At 59.3% G+C, this 5522-nt stretch carries 3 protein-coding genes; 2 read left to right on the forward strand and 1 reads right to left on the reverse strand.

Translation table 11 applies throughout. The features are described from left to right. Positions 1-88: 88 nt before the first annotated feature. Complete coding sequence (locus QMX93_RS29480) at positions 89-2527, reverse strand: ATP-binding protein (protein ID WP_053123997.1); 2439 nt, start codon at positions 2525-2527, stop codon at positions 89-91. A gap of 300 nt (positions 2528-2827) precedes the next feature. Between QMX93_RS29480 and QMX93_RS29485 the strand changes: the two genes are divergently transcribed. Beyond that, on the forward strand, positions 2828-3316 hold the full coding sequence (locus tag QMX93_RS29485; RefSeq protein ID WP_007909797.1) for a DUF3015 domain-containing protein: 489 nt from the start codon (positions 2828-2830) through the stop codon (positions 3314-3316). 265 nt (positions 3317-3581) lie between these two features. Then, on the forward strand, positions 3582-5435 hold the full coding sequence (locus QMX93_RS29490; RefSeq protein WP_282359081.1) for a DUF4105 domain-containing protein: 1854 nt from the start codon (positions 3582-3584) through the stop codon (positions 5433-5435). Positions 5436-5522: the final 87 nt, after the last annotated feature.

Consider the following 5522-nt stretch of genomic DNA (forward strand, 5'->3'; position numbering starts at 1 on the left):
CGATGGCGGTGTGTCAGGCAACTCATTCGCCGACTGACACTCCGCTATCGCGAGCAGGCTCACTCCTACAGTTTGATCGCGTAAGGCTTTAGGCCGGTTTTGCTTCGGCTAACGCCTCTTGGGCCAGTTCCTTTTCCGCTTCCTTGAGGTCTTCTTCGCTGATCATTTCAGCGATGTCGCGCAAGCGCTCGACCACCCGTGCATTGATGCTGCCTTCCGGAAATTCGCCGTCGGCGTTCGGCTCACCCGCCGGTTCGCCGACCAGCAGGCTCAACGCTTCATCCGCCTGACGCACCGCGTAAACGTGGAACTGCCCGGCACGCACCGCCGCCAATACCTTCTCATCAAGCATCAACGTCGCCACGTTGGCCTGCGGAATGATCGCGCCCTGCTCGCCCGTCAGCCCGCGTGCTTCGCAGAGACGGAAGAAGCCTTCGATCTTCTCGTTGACCCCACCGACCGCCTGCACTTCACCGAACTGGTTGATCGAGCCGGTGATCGCGAAGCACTGCTTGAGCGGGGTTTTCGACAGCGCCGAAATCAGCGTGCACGCCTCGCCCAGCGATGCACTGTCGCCATCGACGTAACCGTAGGATTGCTCCAGCGCGATGCTCGCGGAAATCGCCAGCGGGAATTCCTGCGCGTAACGGCTGCCCAGATACCCGGTGAGGATCATCACGCCTTTGGAGTGGATCGGCTGACCGAGGTTAACCTCACGCTCGATGTCGACGATGCCGCTGCCGCCCGGATACACCGTGGCGGAAATCCGCGCCGGCACACCGAACGCCGAGTCGCCGACTTCGAGCACGGTCAGACCGTTGCACTTGCCGACTGCCGCGCCATCGGTGTCGATCAGAATGATCCCGGCGAGCATGTCGTCGAGAATCCGCGCCGACACACGTCCGGTGCGCGTGGCTTTGGCTTTCAGGGCGCGTTCAATGTGCCCGGCATCGGTCATTTCATCGCCAGCCAGATGGCGGATGAAATCCGCTTCGCTGACCAGTTGGAACAGGTCGCCGATACGCGCCGACAAACGCCCTTGGTGCTCGGCCAGCCGTGCGCTGTAAGTCGCCAGACGCGCCACCGCGTCGGCGGTCAGCGGTGCCATGCCTTCTTCCGACGTGCGGGTTTTCAGCAGCTGGGCAAATTGCTCCAGGCTCTCGTCGACCATCGGGATGTCTTCGTCGAAATCAACCAGAACGCGGAACATCTCCTGGAAGTCCGGATCGAGGTCTTGCAGCGTGTAATACAGCGACCGCGCACCGATGATGATGACTTTGACCTGCAACGGAATGTGCTGCGGATTGAGCGTGACCGTGGCGAAACGGCCCATCTCGCCCAGCGGCGATTCCATTTTCAGCTTGCGCGATTGCAGGGCGCGTTTCAGCGCATCCCACACGAACGGCTCGCTGAGCATTTTTTCCGCTTCAAGAATCAGGAAGCCGCCATTGGCACGGTGCAAGGCGCCCGGACGCAACTGCCGATAAGTGGTGTAGAGCGCGCCCTGATCGGTGGTGTATTCGATACGACCGAAGAGGTTTTCGTAAGTCGGGTGCGGTTCGAATACAACTGGTGCGCCACCGCTCACTGGATGACCGACGACCAGACTCGGCGCGTATTGCTCTTCGAGCAGCTTGCGCGCCACGGCGTCAGTCTTGCTGTCGTCGACCAGTTGCTCGACCACGGTTTTCAGCAGGTACACCTGCATCGCTTGCAGGTAACCGCAGACCGCCGCGTTCTCGGCGTACTTCTCCGACAGCGGCGACAGCAACGGCTGCAGCGCCAACGTGATGGTTTCTTCGTTGAGCGAACGCAGTTGATTGTTCGACTCGCGCTTCCATTGCGGCAGGCTGGCGAGTTCTTCGTTCAGGCGTTCTTCAAGCCCGGAAATATCATCGTGAAAACGCTCGCGATCAGCTTCCGGCAACTGCGCGAATTCGGCTTCGTCCAGCGCCTTGCCGTCGAGCATCGGCGTGAAGGCGATGTTGCTGCTGTCGCGATAGAGGGCGACGTCTTTTTCCAGGGCCAGCCGCTCGATGATGTCGAGGGCTTTGTCGTAGCGCTGGTTGAAGGCGCGGTCGATGGCGCTTTTCTTTTGCTGGTAGGACGGGTGCTCGAAGACTGCCGGAAACGTTGCCAGCAGGTTGTCGATCAAACCGTTGATGTCACCGATGAACGAAGCGGCGGTGCCGGATGGCAACTCCAGTGCGCGGGGTTCGCGCGGCTCATCGAAATTGTTCACATAGACCCAGTCCGCCGGGGTCTGCAGGCGTTTGCCTTCGGCCTTCAGATAGCGTTTGACGAACGAGAAACGGCCGGTGCCGGGCTCGCCCATGACAAACACGTTGTAACCGGGGCGTGGCATGGCCACACCGAACTGCAAGGCTTCGACCGCGCGTTCCTGGCCGAGCACACCGCGAAAGGGCTCCAGATCATTGGTGGTAGTGAAGCTGAACTGTTCAGCGGAAAACGGACGGGTCAGCGCTTCGGGCGCAAGACGCAAGCTGGCAGCAACAGGATCAGGCATCGGGCTTCCTTAACAATCAGGCGGGGCAGATAGCCGCATTCTGGCGCTGCCCGTGCCCCACTGGCAAGGCGCGCCATGTGACAAAGCATAGACAACCGGATCTCTGCGCACCGGCTCCCCTGAAACCGGGGTTATTACCGAATCTTTTGTAAAAAATCACGGAACCGCAGGAACGTGCCTAAACTCCAAACTGCGCGGCTGGAACTAATACCGGCCCACTGGCTTCGTTTGGGTCTGTCTTGTACAGCGCTTGGGGGCCAGAACCCTGTCCATTGGTATGCACACAAAGAGAACAAAGCTATGAAACGGATTCTTCTCGGTACTCTCTTCACCGCTGTATCCATCAACGCAATGGCGCAAGCTCCAGGCGGCCCGGATTGCGGTTGGGGCAACATGCTGTTCGAAGGTCAGCGTGGCACCCCTGCTCACTTCCTCGCTTCCACCACTAACGGCACTTCCGGTAACGCTACGTTTGGTATGACTTCCGGCACCAACGGTTGCTCGACCAATGCGTCGCTGACCTACGGCGGCAAATCCTGGTTTGCCATGAATGGCATGATGAACGAGCTGTCCGAAGACATGGCCAAAGGCAACGGCGAAGCGCTGACGACTTATGCCGTGGTACTGGGCGTGGCGCCGGAAGATCGTGCGCACTTCGCTGCTGTGACTCACGAGCACTTCCAGCAGATCTTCAGCAAAGCTGACGTGACCGCTGAAGACGTGCATACCAACACCCTGGCCGTACTGAAATCGGATCCTCGTCTGGCCAAGTACGCAACGCAGGCTTAAGCTCGACCCCGCCCGCTTCCTTCGGGGAGCGGGTTTTATTTTTTATGCAGTGATTCCACCGTGACGCTGAACCTGTGGTGAGGGGATTTATCCCCGATCGGCTGCGCAGCAGTCGTGAACCTGTGCATGCGGTATAGCTGATGCATTGGGGATACGGGTTTTGGGGCCGCTTCGCAGCCCATCGGGGATGAATCCCCTCGCCACAGGGTGGAGTGTTCATACCCCCGATTCGGGTTTTATTTTCTTTCGACTTAAGTTGCCACTTATGCTCAAACGCCTTGCCTGGCTGGCGCTCTGTGTCTGCGCCCCGCTGTCCGCCGCGCCCCATGTCGACCCTCAACGTTTGCAGCAACTGGCCAACGACCGCTTCTGGATTTCCCTCGGTCATTACGAAACCGCCAAACTCGGCGGCTGGCGCAGCTATGTCAGCGACAAGAAATTCTTTCTCGCGCCTGATGGCAATGAACATCCCGATCATGAACTGGCGGCGACCGTGCAAGCGCTGTATGCCCCGGCCAGTCTCGGCGAGCAGCATGCGCAGTGCGTTTACCCGGCGCGCACGCGCTGGCTGAAAGCGCAACTCAATCTGAAAGATCTGCCGACACCTGAGTGCGCCGAGTACAAAAAATGGATGAAGGACGTCTCGCCGCACAGCGCGGTGATGATCTTCCCGGCGGCGTATTTGAACAGTCCGTCATCGATGTTCGGCCACACCCTGCTGCGCATCGACCAAGCTGACGTGCAGGCCGACAAGACCTCGCTGCTCAGCTACGCGATCAACTTCGGCGCCTACATCGAGGGCTCTGACAACAGCATCCTCTACGCCTGGAAAGGTTTGATGGGCGGCTATCCGGGCCTGTTCGCGCTGGTGCCGTATCAGGAAAAACTCTCCGAATACCGCAGCCTGGAAAATCGTGATCTGTGGGAATACCGACTCAATCTGACGCAAGAAGAAACCGCACGCATGGTCGAACATGTGTGGGAGTTGAAGCAGATCCAGTTCGACTATTTCTTCTTCGATGAAAACTGCTCGTACCGCTTGCTGGAGCTGCTGCAAGTGGCCCGCCCAAGTCTGCGCCTGACCGAGCAATTCCCGCTGACCGCAATTCCGACCGACACCGTCAAAGCGGTGAAAGAAGCCGGGCTGGTGGAAAGTATCGAATATCGCCCTTCTCGTGAGCGCGAACTGCTGAGCCGCGCTGAGCCGTTGACGGGTGAAGAACAGGATTGGGTGCTGAAAGTCAGCGCCGATCAACAAGTGCTGCAAGAGCCGACCTTCAAAGCCCTGCCCCGCGATCGTCAGGCACTGATCATCGACGCGGCATATCGCCTCGAACGCTACCGCGCCAACGGCCAGGAACGTGATCCGCAACGGGCGCAACGCAGTTTCGAACTGCTGCGAGCGATCAATAAAAACCCGGCACCCGATCTGCAGATTCCGCAACCGGGCTTGCCGGAAGACGGCCACGAATCGCGCACCTGGCAGGCCGGCCTCGGCACGCGCGGCGATCGTGCGTTCGGCGAGTACGGTTTGCGCATGGCCTATCACGATCTCAACGACAACGCCGAAAGCTTCCCGCTCGGCGCGCAGATTGAAATCCTGCAAATGAAGCTGCGTCAGTACGAGGGCAATCACTGGCAGTTCCAGCAACTGGATCTGGCGACGATTCGCTCGCTGACACCGCGCAATGAGTTGTTGCAGCCGTTGTCGTGGCAAGTCACCGGTGGTCTTGAGCGCGTGCCGGGCAAGCATGATGACGAGACGCTGGTCAGTCATGTGAATGGTGGCGGTGGCGGCACGTGGGCGCTGGGTGATGATGTGCTGGGGTTTGCGCTGGGCACCGTGCGGGTTGAGCACAACAATGACTTTGCTGAATTTGTTTCGCCGGCCGGTGGTTTCAATACCGGCGTGCTGTGGCGCAATCCTCTGGGAAATATGAGCCTGGAGGCCAAGGGTGATTACTTCACCAATGGCGAAGTGCGGCGCAGTTTGAGCCTGAATCAGCAGTGGGAGTTGTCGCGCAATCTGGGTTTGCGCTTGAGTGCGCAGCGCGAGTTCAGCCACATCGCCACGCCGGAAACGGAAGTCATGCTCGAAGTGAAGTGGTATCACTACTGATCCCGAACCCATCCCTCCTGTAGGAGTGAGCCTGCTCGCGATAGCAATTCATCAGTCACTGTTGTGGTGACTGATACACCGCTATCG

Source organism: Pseudomonas sp. PS01303 (assembly GCF_029959385.1).
Classification (GTDB): Bacteria; Pseudomonadota; Gammaproteobacteria; order Pseudomonadales; family Pseudomonadaceae; genus Aquipseudomonas; species Aquipseudomonas rustica.